Source organism: Serratia sp. T13T92 (assembly GCF_047530105.1).
Classification (GTDB): Bacteria; Pseudomonadota; Gammaproteobacteria; order Enterobacterales; family Enterobacteriaceae; genus Chania; species Chania fonticola.
Window position 1 is genome coordinate 333291 of the sequence record NZ_JBLJAK010000001.1, and the last position, 15702, is coordinate 348992.

The window sequence follows — 15702 nt, forward strand, 5'->3', positions numbered from 1 at the left end:
AAATGATAGCGCAGCCGATGGCTGCGCTTTAGGAAGAGGAAAGTCTGGCGGTTATTCCACTGCGCTTAATAATGAAAGGCTGTACCACGGATGGTGTTCCACGACAAAATGTGCGGCTGACTGTGAAAGTTGCCAAAAATGCTCCATGATAAAAGGGTACCAAGGAATTAACTCACTAGGATGAAAATGCATTCATGACACAACCGCAACGCCGCTACGATTTACCGACGATAATTTTTGGTGTGCTGTTTATCGCCATTATGATCGTCGCCAGTTTTTGGGTCATTCAACCCTTTATTCTGGGATTTGCCTGGGCATCGATGGTGGTGATCGCCACCTGGCCGGTATTGATTAAACTGCAGAGCCTACTTTGGGGCCGCCGGTCGCTGGCAGTGGTGGCGATGACTATCCTGCTGCTCTTGCTGTTTGTGCTGCCTATTGCCCTGCTGATCAGCAGCGTGGTGGATAACAGCGCGCCAATCGTAGCCTGGGTGAACTCGCCGGGCCAGCTCCATGTTCCACAGTTGGAGTGGCTGCGCTCCATTCCGGTGATTGGGCACAAAGTCTATAACAGCTATCATCTGTTGGTGAACACCGGTGGTAACGCCCTGGTGGCCAAAATTCAACCTTACTTCGGCCAGACCGCCACCTGGTTTGTCACCCAGGCAGCGCATATTGGTCGTTTCCTGATCCACTGTTCGCTGATGTTATTGTTCAGTGCCTTGCTGTACGCCCGCGGTGAGCAGGTCGGCATGGCGATCCGCCATTTTGCCGTGCGCCTTGCTTCCACTCGGGGCGATGCGGCCGTATTACTAGCCGGGCAAGCGATCCGTGCCGTTGCATTGGGCGTGGTGGTGACAGCATTGGTGCAGTCGATCCTGGGCGGTATTGGGTTGGCCATTTCTGGCATTCCCGCGGCCACCTTGCTGACCGTAGTGATGTTCATCTTTTGCCTTGCCCAACTGGGGCCATTGTTGGTCTTGATCCCGGCCATCATTTGGCTGTACTGGACCGGTGACACCACCTGGGGCACCGTGCTATTGGTGTGGAGCTGCGTGGTCGGAACGCTGGATAACTTCCTGCGCCCGGCGCTAATCCGCATGGGTGCCGACTTGCCGTTGATTCTGATCTTGTCAGGCGTTATCGGTGGCCTGCTGGCCTTCGGGATGATTGGCCTGTTTATCGGCCCAGTCGTGCTGGCGGTCTCTTATCGGTTGGTTAGCGCCTGGGTGAACGAAGCTCCAGAGCCCACAGCCGATCTGGAAGAAGTCGCCAAAGATTTAGAACAGTTGTGATCCCTACATCGCCTGCCCATTCATTGGGCAGGCGATTAACCCGCATATTCCCTTTCGCCGCCGCATCGCTGCCGATAATTATTCTGCTGACTCACTTGTTGCAATAATAGATGCCGTTCAAATACCTGTTCTCGCAATGAACCAGTACAATCCAGGCTATTTTATTGGGACGATTCTTAATGACGCGCGCCAGATAACTGCCTAGTATAAAACTCTATCTTGCTGAAAATCATTGCTTTCCATGCATTGTTTTCCAGTCAAGTCAGCCAACAAGGTAACCCCGAATCACTGAATTGCTGTGTGTAGTCTTTGCCCGTCTGTTGATGGGCTTTTTTTTGTGCAAAATAACCCGCCGATATAAAAAAACCGCCAGGTTTAACCGGCGGTTGGCAATTAATGAAAAAATGGCAATGTTATTTAACTTGACGGGCGCAGCATGCAGCGCCCCTAAAACTATCTTTGTGACAAATTAACCCAGGTCTGCACCACGGTATCCGGGTTAAGCGACAGGCTATCAATCCCCTGATCCATCAGCCACTCGGCAAAGTCCGCATGGTCTGACGGGCCTTGTCCACAGATGCCGACATATTTGCCATGACGCTTGGCCGCCTGGATCGCCATGGAAAGCAGCGCCTTGACCGCCTCATTGCGCTCGTCAAACAGCTCAGAGACCACTCCGGAATCGCGATCCAGCCCCAGCGTGAGCTGCGTCATATCGTTGGAACCGATAGAGAAACCATCGAAGTGCTCAAGGAACTGATCGGCCAGCAAGGCGTTGGATGGGATCTCACACATCATGATCACTTTCAGCCCGTTCTCGCCGCGCTTGAGCCCTTGGCGCCCCAACTCTGCCACCACGGCCTCCGCCTGAGCCACGGTACGCACAAACGGTACCATCACCTCAACGTTGGTCAGGCCCATCTCATTACGTACCCGCTTCATCGCGGCACATTCCATGGCGAAGCAGTCGCGGAAACTGTCTGCCACGTAACGACCCGCGCCACGGAAACCTAACATCGGGTTTTCTTCGTGCGGCTCATATCTCTCGCCGCCGACCAGGTTGGCGTATTCGTTAGATTTGAAATCGGAAAGGCGTACGATGACGCGCTTCGGCCAGAATGCAGCGCCAAGCGTAGCGATCCCTTCGGTCAAACGACCGACATAGAACTCGACCGGATCGTCATAACCCAGCATCAGCGTCTTGATTTCTGCCTGCAGCTCCGGGGTTTGCTGGTCGAACTCCAACAGGGCACGCGGGTGTACGCCGATCATGCGGTTGATAATAAACTCCAACCGGGCCAGCCCCACACCTTCATTTGGCAAGCGAGCGAAGTCGAACGCACGGTCAGGGTTTCCGACGTTCATCATAATCTTCAACGGGAGTTCCGGCAGTTCAGTGACTTCCGAGCTTTGTACGCTGAATTCCAGCATGTCGCTGTAGACAAAACCGGTGTCGCCTTCGGCGCAGGAGACGGTGACTTTCTGCCCTTCTTTCAGCAGGTCCGTTGCGTGGCCACAGCCTACAACAGCAGGGATCCCCAGTTCGCGGGCAATGATCGCCGCATGGCAGGTACGCCCGCCACGGTTGGTAACGATCGCTGCCGCCTTCTTCATGATCGGTTCCCAATCCGGGTCGGTCATGTCGGTGACCAATACGTCGCCCGGTTCGATGAGATCCATTTCGCTGATATTGTGGATGACCTTCACCGGGCCTGCCCCAATACGATGGCCAATGGCTCGCCCTTCCACCAGCACGGTGCTGTTACCGTTCAGTTGGTAGCGTTCCATCACCTGCTCATTGGAGCGCACGGTTTCTGGCCGCGCCTGGACTATCAGCAGTTTGCCGGTGTGGCCGTCTTTGGCCCACTCGATATCCATCGGGCGGCCGTAGTGTTTTTCAATCAGCAACGCCTGATGCGCCAGTGCCTGAACTTCATCATCGGTCAAAGAGAAACGATTGCGTTGCTCTTCTGGCACATCCTCGATACGGACCTGCTTGCCGTGATCCTGTGAAGGTGCGTACACCATGCGGATTTTTTTCGAGCCAAGGTTGCGGCGCACAATGGCCGGTTTGCCCTTGAGCAGCGTCGGTTTATGGACATAGAACTCATCCGGGTTGACCGCACCTTGCACCACCATTTCCCCCAGGCCAAACGCCGAGGTAATAAATACCACCTGATCAAAGCCGGACTCGGTATCGATGGTAAACATCACCCCAGAGGAAGCCAGGTCGGAGCGAACCATGCGCTGTACACCGGCGGAAAGCGCCACGCCACGGTGATCGTAACCCTGATGCACACGGTAGGAGATGGCCCGGTCGTTAAACAAAGAGGCGAAGACGTGTTTGATCGCCACCATCACCGCATCAATGCCCTGCACGTTGAGGAAGGTTTCCTGCTGGCCAGCAAACGAGGCGTCTGGCATATCTTCGGCCGTGGCGGAAGAACGCACGGCAAAGGAGGCTTCGCTTTCGCCCTCGGACAGTTGTTGGTACGCTAGGGTAATTTCACGTTCAAATTCCGCGTGGAAAGGCGTATCGATCACCCATTGGCGAATTTGCGCACCGGCCTTGGACAGTTGAGCAATATCGTCCACGTCAGTCTGATCCAGCAGCTGATAAATGCGCTGGTTAACCCCACTTTGCTCAAGAAAATCGTTAAATGCCTGGGCGGTGGTGGCGAAACCGTTGGGTACGGCCACGCCCAAATCGGAGAGATTGGTGATCATTTCACCGAGGGAGGCATTTTTGCCACCGACACGGTCAACGTCGTGCATGCCAAGCTGGTTGTACCAAAGCACATTACGCAAGTCTGGGCCATTGTTAGACATCGAGACAATCCTTATTGCTATCAGTAGGGTATTGACGGATTTTTGACTGGTACCGCAAAAACGGCACCCACCCACACTAGCACAATGATCCATAGACAATGGACAGGTGAATCGATCAAGCCAATGAAGAAAATAGCAATTAAGAGAATTCCAGCGAGCACAATTTTATTAGGGATCGTTCCCTAACTGGCTAAAAGCTTACAATTCAACAAATTATGTATTATTTAAACTTTTGCTTAAATACCCATATTTTTAGTGATTGATTTGACGAAAATAACGCCAATTTGCATCGGAGCTGGTAGTTGAAATAGCACCATTCATTTTATTAAAAATGAAATTAGGTTTTATTAAATATATTCAATTGCCGCGAATGATCCCCGGCGTCACAAAATTTCTGTCCCCCTCTTTACCGTATGTGGGTATGCAGACCATGATGTTGCTATCAGTCGTTTCAGGCATTAAGGAGTTATGGGTGGAAAGAAGCGTTTTTTATATCTCGGATGGCACGGCCATTACCGCCGAAGTTTTGGGGCATGCGGTGCTGTCACAGTTTCCCGTCAAGGCCACCACTTTCACTCTGCCCTTTGTGGAAACCGAAGCGCGTGCGCGGGGCGTATGCCAGCAGATCAATGATATTTACCAGCAGACCGGGGTGCGCCCACTGGTGTTTTATTCGATTATCTCGCCGGAAGTGCGCCAGGTGATCACCCAAAGTGAAGGGTTCTGTCAGGATATCGTGCAGGCCCTGGTTGGCCCGCTACAGGGGGAATTAGCGGTGGATCCAACGCCGGTACCTAATCGCACCCACGGACTGACCGAAAACAACCTGGGCAAGTATGACGCCCGGATCGCGGCCATTGAATACACCCTGGCCCATGATGATGGCATATCGCTGCGCAATCTCGATCAGGCGCAGGTGATCCTGCTCGGCGTATCCCGCTGCGGTAAAACCCCCACCAGCCTGTATCTGGCGATGCAATTTGGTATCCGCGCGGCCAACTATCCGTTTACTGCCGATGATATGGATAATTTGCAGCTACCCGCCGCGCTAAAACCGTTTCAACATAAATTATTTGGGTTGACCATCAACCCAGAGCGGTTAACGGCGATCCGCGAAGAACGCCGCGAAAACAGCCGTTACTCTTCCCCGCGCCAATGCAGGATGGAAGTTGCCGAGGTGGAAGCGCTGTTTCGCAAAAACCAGATCCGCTATCTCAATACCACCAACTATTCGGTGGAGGAGATCTCCACCAAAATCCTCGATATCCTCGGTATGAGCCGGAGGATGTTCTGATAGTAGGGGCTGGCGGATAGTCGTCAATGCCCCCTTTTTTGTGCTTTTTTACCGGTTTTAATCAACCGATCACAATCTCTACGGTTGAATTCAGCGGTTTTTGCGTTATTGTGATCGCCATCACTTCCCGGTATTCCTGCCGTCGCGAAGAACAGTTTTAGAGACAATCATGCACAAAACAGATGAACTGCGGACCGCGCGCATCGACAGCTTGGTCACGCCTCAGGCGCTGGCAGAGAAGTTGCCGATCTCAGCATCGGTAGCCGATAACGTGACAGCGTCACGTAAACGTATTGAAAAAATCCTCACCGGCGAAGACAAGCGCCTGTTGGTGGTGATTGGCCCCTGCTCCATTCACGATCTGGATGCGGCGATGGACTATGCCACCCGCCTTAACGCACTGCGCGAGCGCTATCAGGACCGCCTGGAAATCGTGATGCGCACCTATTTTGAAAAACCGCGCACCGTGGTGGGCTGGAAAGGCTTGATTTCCGATCCCGATCTGGACGGCAGCTATCAGGTCAACCGTGGCATTGAGATGGCGCGCAAACTGCTATTGTCAGTGAACCAACTTGGCCTGCCAACAGCGACCGAGTTCCTGGATATGGTGATCGGCCAGTATATTGCCGACCTGATCAGCTGGGGCGCGATTGGCGCTCGCACCACCGAAAGCCAGATCCACCGTGAAATGGCCTCGGCACTCTCCTGCCCGGTCGGTTTCAAAAACGGCACCGACGGCAACACCCGCATCGCCATTGATGCCATCCGTGCCGCGCGCGCTGGTCATATGTTCCTGTCACCAGACAAAACCGGCCAGATGACCATTTACCAGACCAGCGGCAATCCTTATGGCCATATCATCATGCGCGGCGGCAAGACGCCAAACTATCACGCGATCGATGTGGTTGCCGCCTGTGATAGCCTGCGCGAGTTCGATTTACCTGAACAACTGGTGATCGACTTCAGTCACGGCAACTGCCAGAAATTGCATCGCCGCCAGTTGGAAGTGGCGGAAAACGTCTGCCAACAGATCCGAGCGGGCTCCGTGGCCGTGGCTGGCGTGATGGCCGAAAGCTTCCTGGTGGAAGGCACGCAGAAGATTGTGGCTGGCCAATCACTAACCTACGGGCAATCCATTACCGATCCTTGCCTGAGCTGGTCGGACAGCGAGCAGTTGCTGGCTATGCTGGCCGATGCGGTAGATACCCGTTTCTGATTATTTTAGCCAGCATGCTTTTGGCCTGCTGGCTCTCATTTATCCGTTCACGCAGTATCACTTTCGTAATGGAATTGAAAACTCAATAATTCATCCACTCAATCATAAAAACCAAAAAAGGTATGAAAGAAAGAGTTACGTACAACATACCTATGTTATCTATTTCTTTTAGACGCTTCTTTCCTTTAACCCACCGTATTGCACAAGCCAATAGCATGAGAATAATGCAAAAATTTGCAGTGAAAATCTTATAGCCACTAGATACCCCTGCAAACAAAAGCATCAAAGAGGCAAGTATCATTGTATTTCTCTTAACGTCTGGAAATACTCTCGAACCCACAAAAAAGTGGCAACAGACTGATAATATTAAAAATCCCACACTTAACACATTCATATCATCTCCCTATGCAACAATTAGCTCATACTTTCCCTATTTACGTAGATATCACAAAAATAATATTACACATTCAAAAACCCAAGCGTCAATGCCTGTAAAATAAAAGCTGAATACCTATTATTACTTAATCAATTAAACATTTTCAATATAACATGGCATTTACATGTGATGCTGACTTTAATTTAATTATTGCTTTTCAACGAGTAAGTGGGAATTTTAAACACTGCATTATCGGATTTTCATCACCTAAATCAGGTTATTGATGCCATATTCTACGAAGTATTCTTACATCATTCAGCTATACTTGCCAAACGTCCGAGCTAAACCGATCTGGAGCCCTCTTCTGTGAACCATTCACTGCTGTCCATTCCCTGCGTCACCCTGCAAGGGGAACATAAAACGCTGGCCGACTTTCCGGCGCGAGCTTACCTGGTGGTCAATACCGCCAGCAAGTGTGGCTTTACCCCGCAGTATGCAGGCTTGGAGAAGCTATGGCAGTATTATCGCTCACGCGGGTTGATGGTGCTGGGCTTCCCCTGCAATCAGTTTGGCGGGCAAGAGCCGGGCAACCCGCTGGAGATTGCCAACTTCTGCACCCTCAACTATGGCGTCAGCTTTCCGCTGTTCAGCAAGATCGACGTCAACGGCGCGCAGGCGCATCCCCTGTTCAGCGAGTTAAAACGCCGTGCTCCTGGTCTGTTAGGCAGCCAACGTATCAAGTGGAACTTCACCAAATTCCTGCTCACCGCCGATGGCGAGCGCATCACACGCTTTGCCCCCATCACCAAACCTGAGCGCCTGTTCAGCCGTATCGAAACCCTGTTGAAATAGCCGTTTTATCAGCAAATTGATCGCAATCAATCTAGCTCCGGTAAGCATGACGACAAAAAGGTTCCATCGGTAAGAAAATTTCCCTTGATGTAACCTTTCGTTCACATGATAATGATTATCAATTTGATATTAATTACCATTTACCGGTTGAATTTATGGACAATCTCAATAATTGCCAACAGTCCAACAACGCTTTGGTTATCCCTGACGGCAGTGCTCCTGCCGCTTTACCGCCCTGCTTCGACAGTGCCGAGCTGCTGGGCACTGATGGGTTGGCGGTGATCATCCATCAAGGGCAACGCTATCAACTTCGCCAAACCAAAGCGGGAAAATTGATCTTAACCAAATAACGTCTTAGTTCCTTTTAACGCCAGCCACCCCGATCTTGCGATCCAGGCAGCCAGCAAATCTATTGATATGTTGAGTCATACGGAGAGTTGCCACATGCCTGCCATTTTTGCCTCCCGGCTGCGTTTATCCGCATTAAGCCTGGCCATTGCCTGCGCTTTGCCTACGGTGGTTTTTGCCCAGACCGACACCAGTGTTTCCGCTGCCACCAAGGCACAAGAAAAAAACAGAGATGAGGCCATGACCGTGGTCGCCACCGGTAATCAGCGCAGCAGTTTTGAAGCGCCGATGATGGTGACGGTGATCGACGGCAACAGCCCTCAGAGCCAAACCGCCACCACCGCTGGTGATATGCTGCGTCACGTGCCAGGGGTTACCGTAACCGGTACTGGCCGGAGCAATGGGCAAGACATTATGATGCGGGGTTACGATCGCCGTGGCGTGCTGATCCTGATTGATGGTATTCGTCAGGGAACCGATACCGGCCATATCAATGGCACCTTCCTGGATCCTGGCTTGGTAAAACGGATTGAAGTAGTGCGTGGCCCATCGGCATTGTTGTACGGCAGTGGCGCATTAGGTGGGGTTATCTCCTATGAAACGGTGGATGCCGCCGATCTGCTGTTGCCCGGCCATAACACCGGCTATCGCGTGTTCGGCACCGGGGCTACCGGCGATCATAGCCTGGGCATGGGCGCCAGCGCTTACGGTAAAACTGACGATCTCGATGGTCTGATCTCTTTCGGCACCCGCGATATTGGCGATATTCGCCAGGGCGATGGTTTTAATGCACCGAACGACGAGACCATCAGCAACGTTCTGGCTAAAGGCACCTGGACCATCGATGACAACCAGTCCCTGAGCGGTAATCTGCGTTATTACAACAACCGAGCGCAAGAACCTAAGAACCCGCAAACGCCTGATGTTTCCAGCAGCAATGTGTTAACTGACCGTTCAACGATTCAGCGTGACGCACAGCTCGGCTATAAGCTGAAGCCCACTGGCCAAGATTGGCTGGATGCCGATGCCAAGCTCTATTACTCCGAAGTAGAGATCAATGCGCATACCGACGGCAGCACGGATGAAGCTCGCAAACAAACTACCAAAGGTGGCAAGCTGGAAAACCGTACCCGCCTGTTTGCTGACAGCTTCGCTTCGCACCTGTTTACCTATGGTAGCGAAGCCTACCGACAGGAACAGACGCCGGGGGGGGCAACAGAGAGCTTCCCGCAGGCCAAAATCAACTTCGCTTCCGGCTGGATGCAGGATGAGATCACTCTGCGTGACCTGCCCGTCTCTTTCCTGGCCGGGACGCGTTATGACAACTACAAAGGCTCTAGCGACGGTTATGACGACGTCAATGCCAACAAGTGGTCATCCCGTGGTGCGATGAGCGTTACCCCTACCGATTGGCTGATGATGTTCGCCTCCTATGCTCAGGCGTTCCGCGCACCAACCATGGGCGAGATGTACAACGACTCCAAGCACTTCTCGATCCCGATGGGCCCGACCACCATCACCAACTATTGGGTGCCTAACCCGAATCTGAAGCCGGAAACCAACGCCACGCAGGAATACGGCTTCGGCTTACGCTTTGACGATCTGCTAATGGCCGATGACAGCCTGCAATTCAAGGCCAGCTACTTCGATACCAAAGCCAAAGATTATATTACTACCGGTGTCACCATGGAGTTAGGCCGTGGCCCGCGCGGTATGTACTGCATCAGTTGTACTACCTTCTCAACCAATATCGATCGCGCCAAAATTTGGGGATGGGATACCTCGCTGAACTATAAAACCCAGTGGTTCGGTTTGGATCTGGCCTACAACCGCACACGTGGTAAAGATGAAACTACGGGTGACTGGCTCTCCAGTATCAACCCGGATACGGTCACCAGCGTGTTGGATATTCCTATTGCCGAGACCGGTTTATCCACCGGCTGGGTTGGAACCTTTGCCCAGAGTGCCCACCACGTGGCTACCGGCTACACCAAGCAAGCCGGTTATGGCGTGAACGATTTCTACCTAAGCTATAAAGGCCGCGAAAACCTGCAGGGCGTCACCACTACCGTGGTACTGGGGAACGCCTTCGATAAAGAATATTACTCACCACAGGGCATTCCGCAGGATGGTCGTAACGCCAAACTGCTGGTCAGCTATCAGTGGTAACCCATTGAACTACAGCGGGCAGACCGTTTTTGCCCGTTCCTCACCCACAAATACAGGAAGCAAACTAATGAGCGAGACCCTATACCAACGTTATGAGCAGGCGAAAATTGATCACCCAGGTAAATATGCCCGCGATCTGGCCGAGCTGTTGGGTATCAGCGAAGCCGAACTGACCCACGCCCGCGTCGGCCACGATGCTCGTCGCCTGCAAGCCGATGCCCGTACGCTGCTGACCGAACTGGAACAGGTTGGCGTCACCAAGTCCATTACTCGTAACAGCTATGCGGTACACGAGCAGGTAGGGCGTTATCAGAATCAGCACCTCAATGGCCATGCCGGGCTGATCCTCAACCCACGCGAGCTGGATCTGCGCCTGTTCCTCAATCAATGGGCCAGCGTTTTTGCCCTGAGTGAAACCAACAAGCGTGGCGTGCGCCACAGCATTCAGTTCTTTGATCATCAAGGCGACGCGCTGCATAAGGTCTACACCACCGACGAAACCGATCTCGCCGCCTGGTTCGCCTTGGTCGAGCGCCATCAAAGTGCGGAAAACCCGACACTGGAGCTGCAACCGGCCGAAATTAAAGAGAGCAACAGCGCGCCAGATGCCGCCAAAATCGATGCCGACTGGCGGGCTATGACCGACGTCCACCAGTTCTTCCAACTGCTGAGCCGCAATAATCTGACCCGCCAACAGGCCTTCCGCGCAGTGGGTAACGATCTGGCCTATCGCGTGGACAACAGCGCGCTGACGGCGATCCTGGAAGCCGCCAAGTCTGCGCAGAACGAAATCATGATCTTCGTCGGCAACCGGGGCTGTGTGCAAATCTTTACCGGCCAGATCGAACGCCTGATGCCGCAGGACGGCTGGATCAACATCTTTAACCGCCACTTTACCCTGCACCTGATTGAAGGGGCGATCGCCGAAAGCTGGATCACACGTAAGCCAACCAAAGATGGCATGGTCACCAGCCTGGAGCTGTTTGCTGCCGATGGCACCCAGATCGCCCAACTTTACGGGCAGCGTACCGAAGGCCAACCGGAGCAGCTCCAGTGGCGTGAGCAGGTTGCTGCACTTGAACCGAAGGAAGTCGCCGCATGATAGCTTCATTGCCCCGTCGCCTGGCGCTGTGCATTGCGCTGGCGTTTCCATTAGCCGCCGTGGCGGCCGAGAGGATTGTTTCGATAGGTGGTGACGTGACCGAAATTGCCTTCGCGCTGGGCGCGGGCGATGAAGTTGTGGCACGAGACAGTACTAGTTTGCACCCTGCTGCGGTGCAGAAATTGCCCGACGTAGGCTATATGCGCCAGCTGAATGCCGAAGGTATTCTGGCGCTGAAACCCACCCTGATCCTGACTACCGAGTTGGCAGAGCCAGCGTTGGTGCTCAAGCAATTGGAAGACAGTGGCGTGAAGGTGGTGCGTATCCCTGGGGATACCACCGTGCAGGCGGTGCCTAAAAAAATCAGCGTGATAGCCGATGCCACCCATCGCAGTAGCCAAGGCAAGCAGTTGGCCGAACGCTATCAGCAACAGTTGGCAGCGGTAGCCAATACGCCGCTACCGGTGAAAGTGCTGTTCGTGATGAGTCACGGAGGTATCACCCCCATGGCCGCGGGCCAGCAAACCGCGGCAGATGCCATTATCAGAGCGGCTGGGTTGAAAAACGCGATGCAAGGTTTCAGCCGTTATCGCCCGCTCTCGCAAGAGGGCGTGATTGCCAGCGCACCAGACTTGCTGTTGGTGACTACCGATGGCGTTCGCTCCATCGGTGGCCAGGAAAACCTGTGGCTGTTGCCCGGCATGGCTCTGACACCTGCGGGGAAAAACCGTCGCGTGCTGATCGTTGATGATATGGCGCTGCTCGGTTTTGGTCTGGAAACGCCGCAGGCGCTGGGCCTGTTGCGTAAAGCGGCGGAGCAAAAGTAATGCGTTGCCGAACCTCACCCCGCCTGGCGATCGGCAGCCTGCTGATCCTGCTGACGATACTGGCGCTTGGGGCCGCTAACCTTGGGGCGTTGACACTGTCATTTCGCACCCTGTGGCAGGCACCTCTCAGCGATACCTCCTGGCATATCTGGCTGAATATTCGCCTGCCACGCGTGCTATTGGCCGTGGTGATCGGCTGCGCGTTGGCGGTTTCCGGGGCGGTGATGCAGGGGTTGTTCCGCAACCCCTTGGCCGATCCCAGCCTGTTGGGGATCAGCAGCGGCGGCGCACTGTTCGTCGCACTGGTGATCGTCATGCCGCTGGCTCTGCCCCCGCTCATCGCTCTGTACAGCCATATGCTGGCGGCGTTTCTTGGCAGCCTGCTGGTTTCAATACTGATTTACGGCATCAGCCGCAGCGGGCACGGCAGCCTGTCGCGGCTGTTGCTGGCCGGTATCGCCATCAATGCGCTGTGCATGGCAGCGATTGGCGTGCTGTCGTACCTCAGTAGCGACCAGCAATTGCGTCAGTTTTCGCTGTGGATGATGGGCAGCCTTAGCCAGTCACAGTGGCCCACCCTGGTGGTATCCGCTTCGCTGATCCTGCCTGCCGCATTGCTGACGCTGTTACAGGCTCGTCGTTTGAATCTGCTACAGCTGGGCGATGAAGAGGCACATTACCTTGGGGTCAATGTGCAACGCGCCAAGCTGCAGTTGCTATTACTCAGCGCCCTGCTGATTGGGGCCGCCGTAGCGATGAGCGGCGTCATCGGTTTTATTGGCCTGGTGGTTCCCCATCTGGTGCGTATGCGGCTTGGGGGCGATCACCGCTGGTTGTTACCAGCCTCTGCCCTCGGCGGTGCCTGCCTGCTGTTGGTGAGCGATACGCTGGCACGTACGCTGGTCGCCCCGGCAGAAATGCCAGTAGGCCTGATGACCAGCCTGATCGGTGGTCCCTATTTTCTGTGGCTGGTGATGCGCCAGCGGGAGCGCACGGGTGGATGATTCATCAACGCTGACAGCACGGCAATTGCGTTACAACCTGGGGGAGCGCCGGTTGATCACCGATGTTTCCCTCAGTATCGCCAGCGGTGAGATGGTGGCGATTATCGGCCCCAACGGCGCGGGGAAGTCTACCCTGCTTCGCTTACTTACCGGTTATCTGGCCGCTGAATGTGGCGAGTGCCGTCTGCAAGGTAAACCGCTTGAGCAGTGGCAACCTCAGCAGTTGGCCAAGGTCCGGGCGGTAATGCGTCAACACAGCGAGCTGGCCTTTCCGTTTACCGTGGAAGAAGTGGTTGCCATGGGACGCTCTCCGCATAGCGGGCGCGATGCCAAACGGGCGATCCAACAGGTGATGGAACAGACCGATTGCGCCAGCCTGGCCCAACGCGATTACCGCCAGCTATCCGGCGGGGAACAGCAGCGGGTGCAACTGGCCAGAGTATTGGTGCAGTTGTGGCAGCCGCAACCCGCACCATCCTGGTTATTCCTTGATGAACCTACCTCGGCGCTCGATCTGTATCATCAGCAGCATACCTTACGCCTGCTGCGCTCCCTGACGCGTCAGCAACCGTTGGCGGTCTGTTGCGTATTGCACGATCTTAATCTGGCCGCGCTGTACGCCGATCGTATTCTGTTGTTGCATCAGGGCCGCCTGGTCGCTTCCGGTACCCCGCAGCAGGTATTACAGACGGATATCCTGACACGTTGGTATCAGGCCGATCTCGGTGTCACCGCCCACCCGGAAACCGCACTGCCGCAGGTGTTTTTACGTCAGTAACGGTAAGCCATGGAGGGCTTGCTGCATTCAGCTCGAACAGGAAATTTCCAGGTGCTTGCCCCAATCCGGTGGTAAGGCCGCCAGATCGTCATACTGAGCATCATCGGCAAAAGGTTGCAGCAACGCCTGGTGCAAACGTGCCAGCTTGCTGACATCGTCCTGCTCTGCCGCTTCGATGGCCTGTTGCGCCAGATAATTACGCAAAATCAGTTTAGGATTCGCCAGCTTCATCGCTTGCTGGCGCTCGGCATCACTCACCTGTTCAAGCTGTAAGCGCTGGCGATATTTTTGATACCAGCCGTCGAACGCATCGCGATCGATAAATTCGTCGCGCATTGGCGTTTGCGCCTGCTGCTGCTCAACGTCGCTCAATAAACGGAAGGTCCGGGTGTAGTCACGCCCCTCTTGCGCCATCAGGCTCAATAAGCCGGTCAGCAGATCGTTATCCTGTTTCGACTGGGTAAACAAGCCCAGTTTGGCACGCATTTGCTCGCCATAAACCTGCATCAGCGCCGGTTCATAGGCGGCCAGTGCCTGCTGTAACTGCTCGGCACTCAGTAAACCGGACAGCGTTTGCGCCAATCGATGCAGGTTCCATAACCCCACGGCTGGCTGGTTATCGAACGCATAACGGCCCTGATGATCGGAGTGATTGCAGATATAATCGGGCCGGTAGTCATCAAGGAAACCATAAGGCCCATAATCCATCGTCAGGCCGAGGATCGACATATTGTCGGTATTCATCACGCCGTGGGCAAATCCCACGCACTGCCAATGGGCAATCATACGTGCGGTGCGTTCCACCACATCGGTAAACCACAGCAGATAGCGATCTTGTTCATCAACCCATTGCGACCAGTGGCGCGCAATAACGAAGTCCGCCAGTTGCCTGACCTGTTCCGACTGTTTGCGGTAATAGAAATGTTCGAAATGGCCAAAGCGGACATGGCTTTCCGCCACCCGCAGCAGCATTGCCCCGCGCTCCGGTTGTTCACGGAACACCGGATGTTCGCTGGTGACTATCGTCAGAGCCCGCGTCGTCGGGATCCCCAAATGGTATAGCGCCTCGGAGGCCAGGAATTCACGGATCACCGAGCGTAGCACCGCCCGCCCATCACCCATGCGGGAATACGGCGTCAACCCGGCGCCTTTCAGATGCCAGTCCATACTGCGGCCGTCCACGAGCCGCTGTTCGCCCAGCAGGATCCCCCGGCCATCTCCCAATTGCCCCGCCCAGGAACCAAACTGATGGCCGCTGTAAACCTGCGCCAAAGGCTGCATGCCGGGTAACAGGGTTTCACCTGCCCAAATTGGCGTTTTCTCTGGGGTAAACCAGCTTGCGTCCAGCCCCAGTTCCTGAGCCAGCGGCTGGCTGTAATACAGCAGACGGGCTGCTTTAAGCGGCGTCGGTGGCAGTGCGGTATAAAAACCGGGCAGCTGTTGGTAATAAGCGTTTTCAAATTGCGGCATAGGCCCTCCGTAACGTTTAGTGTAGAGCCTGAAGGTGCGGATTAACACGGAGGATTTACAAGGGATTCGCCCCTGGCCGATAACCTTAAGGGGCGTGGTACACTAAAAAGCGGCGGTGAGCCTTATTAGCTTGGTTATTTAA

The 15702-nt window shown here is 54.4% G+C and carries 13 protein-coding genes; 10 read left to right on the top strand and 3 right to left on the bottom strand.

Going from position 1 to position 15702, the window contains the following annotated elements; all coding sequences use genetic code 11:
- Positions 1-194 precede the first annotated feature (194 nt).
- The gene (gene ydiK, locus ACMV5I_RS01480) at positions 195-1295 is read left to right on the top strand and encodes an AI-2E family transporter YdiK (RefSeq protein ID WP_121606718.1); all 1101 of its coding nucleotides are present in this window, start codon (positions 195-197) and stop codon (positions 1293-1295) included.
- 453 nt (positions 1296-1748) lie between these two features.
- On the opposite strand, the gene ppsA is transcribed toward ydiK, so the two are convergent.
- Positions 1749-4124 (bottom strand): phosphoenolpyruvate synthase, encoded by a 2376-nt coding sequence (ppsA, locus tag ACMV5I_RS01485; RefSeq protein WP_414823490.1) that lies wholly within the window; start codon positions 4122-4124, stop codon positions 1749-1751.
- Between the two features lie 472 nt (positions 4125-4596).
- Between ppsA and ACMV5I_RS01490 the strand changes: the two genes are divergently transcribed.
- Both ACMV5I_RS01490 and ACMV5I_RS01495 read left to right on the top strand, forming a co-directional pair.
- The gene (locus ACMV5I_RS01490) at positions 4597-5418 is read left to right on the top strand and encodes a pyruvate, water dikinase regulatory protein (RefSeq protein ID WP_021804571.1); all 822 of its coding nucleotides are present in this window, start codon (positions 4597-4599) and stop codon (positions 5416-5418) included.
- A gap of 169 nt (positions 5419-5587) precedes the next feature.
- Positions 5588-6634, top strand: coding sequence for a 3-deoxy-7-phosphoheptulonate synthase (locus tag ACMV5I_RS01495; RefSeq protein ID WP_414823491.1), 1047 nt, complete (start codon positions 5588-5590; stop codon positions 6632-6634).
- An 82-nt stretch (positions 6635-6716) separates the two neighbouring features.
- On the opposite strand, the gene ACMV5I_RS01500 is transcribed toward ACMV5I_RS01495, so the two are convergent.
- Complete coding sequence (locus tag ACMV5I_RS01500; RefSeq protein WP_414823492.1) at positions 6717-7028, bottom strand: hypothetical protein; 312 nt, start codon at positions 7026-7028, stop codon at positions 6717-6719.
- Between the two features lie 348 nt (positions 7029-7376).
- Here ACMV5I_RS01500 and ACMV5I_RS01505 point away from each other — a divergent pair, with 348 nt between their 5' ends.
- The 7 genes from ACMV5I_RS01505 to ACMV5I_RS01535 all read left to right on the top strand — a co-directional run bounded on the left by ACMV5I_RS01505 (position 7377) and on the right by ACMV5I_RS01535 (position 14090).
- On the top strand, positions 7377-7862 hold the full coding sequence (locus ACMV5I_RS01505) for a glutathione peroxidase (RefSeq protein WP_141132125.1): 486 nt from the start codon (positions 7377-7379) through the stop codon (positions 7860-7862).
- A 155-nt stretch (positions 7863-8017) separates the two neighbouring features.
- Positions 8018-8212: a hemin uptake protein HemP gene (gene hemP / locus ACMV5I_RS01510; RefSeq protein ID WP_414823493.1), complete on the top strand. Its 195-nt coding sequence runs from the start codon at positions 8018-8020 to the stop codon at positions 8210-8212.
- Between the two features lie 94 nt (positions 8213-8306).
- A complete protein-coding gene (locus ACMV5I_RS01515) occupies positions 8307-10379 on the top strand; it encodes a TonB-dependent hemoglobin/transferrin/lactoferrin family receptor (RefSeq protein ID WP_414823494.1) in 2073 nt (690 codons plus the stop codon).
- Positions 10380-10446: 67 nt separating this feature from the next.
- On the top strand, positions 10447-11481 hold the full coding sequence (locus ACMV5I_RS01520) for a hemin-degrading factor (protein ID WP_414823495.1): 1035 nt from the start codon (positions 10447-10449) through the stop codon (positions 11479-11481).
- Complete coding sequence (locus ACMV5I_RS01525; RefSeq protein WP_414823496.1) at positions 11478-12308, top strand: heme/hemin ABC transporter substrate-binding protein; 831 nt, start codon at positions 11478-11480, stop codon at positions 12306-12308. Before ACMV5I_RS01520 ends, ACMV5I_RS01525 begins: the two co-directional genes overlap by 4 nt.
- Positions 12308-13312: a FecCD family ABC transporter permease gene (locus ACMV5I_RS01530; RefSeq protein WP_024530002.1), complete on the top strand. Its 1005-nt coding sequence runs from the start codon at positions 12308-12310 to the stop codon at positions 13310-13312. Before ACMV5I_RS01525 ends, ACMV5I_RS01530 begins: the two co-directional genes overlap by 1 nt.
- On the top strand, positions 13305-14090 hold the full coding sequence (locus tag ACMV5I_RS01535) for a heme ABC transporter ATP-binding protein (protein ID WP_414823497.1): 786 nt from the start codon (positions 13305-13307) through the stop codon (positions 14088-14090). The genes ACMV5I_RS01530 and ACMV5I_RS01535 overlap by 8 nt, the downstream gene beginning before the upstream one ends.
- Before the next feature lie 27 nt (positions 14091-14117).
- Here the strand turns inward: ACMV5I_RS01535 and ACMV5I_RS01540 are convergent, their stop codons facing one another.
- Positions 14118-15560 carry a protein adenylyltransferase SelO gene (locus tag ACMV5I_RS01540; RefSeq protein ID WP_414823498.1) on the bottom strand — a complete coding sequence of 481 codons (1443 nt, stop codon included), beginning with the start codon at positions 15558-15560 and terminating at the stop codon, positions 14118-14120.
- Positions 15561-15702: the final 142 nt, after the last annotated feature.

What these genes read in the sequence shown, in the direction of transcription:
- ACMV5I_RS01495 (WP_414823491.1), top strand. Translation starts at nt 5,588, where the DNA reads ATGCACAAAACAGATGAACTGCGGACCGCGCGCATCGACAGCTTGGTC.
- ppsA (WP_414823490.1), bottom strand. Translation starts at nt 4,124, where the DNA reads ATGTCTAACAATGGCCCAGACTTGCGTAATGTGCTTTGGTACAACCAG.
- hemP (WP_414823493.1), top strand. Translation starts at nt 8,018, where the DNA reads ATGGACAATCTCAATAATTGCCAACAGTCCAACAACGCTTTGGTTATC.
- ACMV5I_RS01520 (WP_414823495.1), top strand. Translation starts at nt 10,447, where the DNA reads ATGAGCGAGACCCTATACCAACGTTATGAGCAGGCGAAAATTGATCAC.
- ACMV5I_RS01500 (WP_414823492.1), bottom strand. Translation starts at nt 7,028, where the DNA reads ATGAATGTGTTAAGTGTGGGATTTTTAATATTATCAGTCTGTTGCCAC.
- ACMV5I_RS01525 (WP_414823496.1), top strand. Translation starts at nt 11,478, where the DNA reads ATGATAGCTTCATTGCCCCGTCGCCTGGCGCTGTGCATTGCGCTGGCG.
- ACMV5I_RS01515 (WP_414823494.1), top strand. Translation starts at nt 8,307, where the DNA reads ATGCCTGCCATTTTTGCCTCCCGGCTGCGTTTATCCGCATTAAGCCTG.
- ydiK (WP_121606718.1), top strand. Translation starts at nt 195, where the DNA reads ATGACACAACCGCAACGCCGCTACGATTTACCGACGATAATTTTTGGT.
- ACMV5I_RS01530 (WP_024530002.1), top strand. Translation starts at nt 12,308, where the DNA reads ATGCGTTGCCGAACCTCACCCCGCCTGGCGATCGGCAGCCTGCTGATC.
- ACMV5I_RS01540 (WP_414823498.1), bottom strand. Translation starts at nt 15,560, where the DNA reads ATGCCGCAATTTGAAAACGCTTATTACCAACAGCTGCCCGGTTTTTAT.